We start from the raw sequence: 2,254 nt of genomic DNA on the forward strand, positions 1-2,254 counted from the left end.
CCGCTCTCCCCGAGGAGAGCGGGCGCCATCGTGGCGGGGGCAGGATTTGAACCTACGACCTGCGGGTTATGAGCCCGCCGAGCTACCGAACTGCTCCACCCCGCGTCGCAAGAAAAGCCTATCGGATCAGGGGAGCGCGACTGACCGCTTCTCTCAGATCGGTCGGCTCAGATCGGCTGGCTCAGCGAAATGACTTTTCCTTTTTACGCGGCTCTGGGGGCAGTTTGTGCAGTGGCTTGCGGGCCGGTTCGCGGAGTGGATCGAACAGCAGCCTGTACGGCACGCCGCCCCCACCGCCACCCACCGACCAGGGCTGAGGACCTCCAGGAATACGGCCGCTGAGCCCGCACAGGGCCGGGCGCCGTCACGCGCGAATCCCCGGCCGGTGGCGTGGGCAGCCGGCCGCCGGAGCGAGCCCGTACCAGGTGATGACCAGCCCATGGTGGGAGCCGCGCCCGTACCGTAGGAGGGGCGGGGGCTCCCTCCGCGGAAGGAGCCCCCGCCCATCACGACGTCAGGCCGGGACGGGCTCCGGGTCGCGCGTGGGGGCAGGCGCCTCGTCCAGCGGCTGCGGCGTGGCGTTGAAGACGGCCACGTCCAGGCGGCCCTCCGACCGGGCCACCAGCACGGGAACGACCATCTGCCCGGCCACGTTGGTGGCGGTGCGGATCATGTCCAGGATCGGGTCGATGGCCAGCAGCAGGCCGACGCCCTCCAGGGGCAGCCCGAGCGTGCTGAGCGTGAGCGTCAGCATGACGATCGCGCCCGTCAGGCCCGCCGTGGCGGCCGAGCCGACGACCGAGACGAAGGCGATCAGCAGGTAGTCGCCCACCCCGAGCTGGACACCGAAGACCTGGGCCACGAAGATCGCCGCCAGCGCCGGGTAGATCGAGGCGCAGCCGTCCATCTTGGTCGTGGCGCCGAACGGCACGGCGAAGGAGGCGTAATCACGGTCGACGCCGTTGCGCTCGACGGTGACCCGCTGCGTCAGCGGCAGCGTGCCGACCGACGAACGGGAGACGAAGGCCAGCTCGATGGCGGGCCAGGCGTTGCGGTAGAACCTGAGCGGGCTGACCCTGCCGACGACGGCCAGGAGCGTGGGGTAGACGGCCAGCAGGACGATGAAGCAGCCGATGTACACCCCGGCGCTGAACTTGGCCAGCGGGGCGAGCAGGTCCCACCCGTACGTGGCGACGGACTTGCCGATGAGTCCGGCCGTGCCGATGGGGGCCAGGCGGATGACCCACCACAGGGCCTTCTGGACGAGTTCGAGGACCGAGCGGCCGAGGTTCAGGAACGGCTCGGCCTTGTCGCCGATCGCCAGGGCCGCCGCGCCGAGCACGGCGCCGAGGAAGACGATCTGGAGGACGTTGACCTCGGTGAAGGCGGTGACGATGTTCGTGGGCAGGATGCCGGTGACGAAGTCGAGCCAGGTGCCGGCGCCCTCGGTGTCCACGGCCTTGGCCGCGCCGGTGTCGAGCGTGACGCCCTGGCCGGGGTTGGTGACCAGGCCGAGGCCGATCGCGAACGCCACCGAGACGAACGCGGTGACCAGGAACCAGAGCAGCGTCTTGGAGGCGAGCCTGGCGGCGCCGTTGACGTTGCGCAGGTTGGCGACGCTGACCAGGACGGCGGTGAAGACGAGCGGCGGGACGGCGAGCTTGAGCAGCTGGACGAACAGTTTGCCGACCTGGGTCAGGGTCTCGGCCAGCCAGGCCACGTCCCAGATCTTGGCGGCGAAGCCGAGCGCCACGCCGGCCACGAGGCCCAGGAGGAGTTGCAGGGAGAAGCTGAATCTCTTCACGGGAGTAAGGGCTCCGGAGGTTTCCGGGCATGCCGGACAGACATGCCTTGAGGGGGTCGTGTTGACGGCTGGGGTGCGCGTCAGCGACACAGGGCGCCGAGGACTCGGCACAGGTCGATGTGCAGCCGCTCTACGAGCCACACGATCACGACGGAAAACCTCACGAAAGGGGATAACTGGTTGGTGATCGCCACATATTCCGGTGGGAGTTGTGATTCGGGTCACGGGGAGGGTGGGTTGTGGGCTACGGGCGCTGCGGGGGCACGAGGGACGAGCGTCGGGAGCCGACATGAAGGCCCGGCTCACGCCCGGCGCGAAGACCCGACGCGCAGGCCCCATGCGCAGGAGTGCGGGGCAGCCTGCCAGGCCGCGACGACCGCCGTCCCGGCCGCCCCTGAAAGGCCGCCCCCGAAAGGCCGCCCTCTGAGAAGGCAGTCTCAGAGGGCGGCC

The 2,254-nt window shown here is 69.8% G+C and carries 2 protein-coding genes and 1 tRNA gene; all 3 read right to left on the reverse strand.

Going from position 1 to position 2,254, the window contains the following annotated elements:
• Positions 1-31: 31 nt before the first annotated feature.
• Positions 32-105 (reverse strand) — tRNA-Met (locus KME77_RS16155).
• A gap of 409 nt (positions 106-514) precedes the next feature.
• The gene (locus KME77_RS16160) at positions 515-1,804 is read right to left on the reverse strand and encodes a dicarboxylate/amino acid:cation symporter (protein WP_219467856.1); all 1,290 of its coding nucleotides are present in this window, start codon (positions 1,802-1,804) and stop codon (positions 515-517) included.
• Positions 1,805-1,884: 80 nt separating this feature from the next.
• Positions 1,885-1,998, reverse strand: a complete 114-nt coding sequence (locus KME77_RS30505; protein WP_372451180.1) for a putative leader peptide — start codon at positions 1,996-1,998, stop codon at positions 1,885-1,887.
• Positions 1,999-2,254 lie beyond the last annotated feature (256 nt).

This window comes from Nonomuraea rhizosphaerae (assembly GCF_019396405.1).
GTDB classification, from domain to species: domain Bacteria; phylum Actinomycetota; class Actinomycetes; order Streptosporangiales; family Streptosporangiaceae; genus Nonomuraea; species Nonomuraea rhizosphaerae.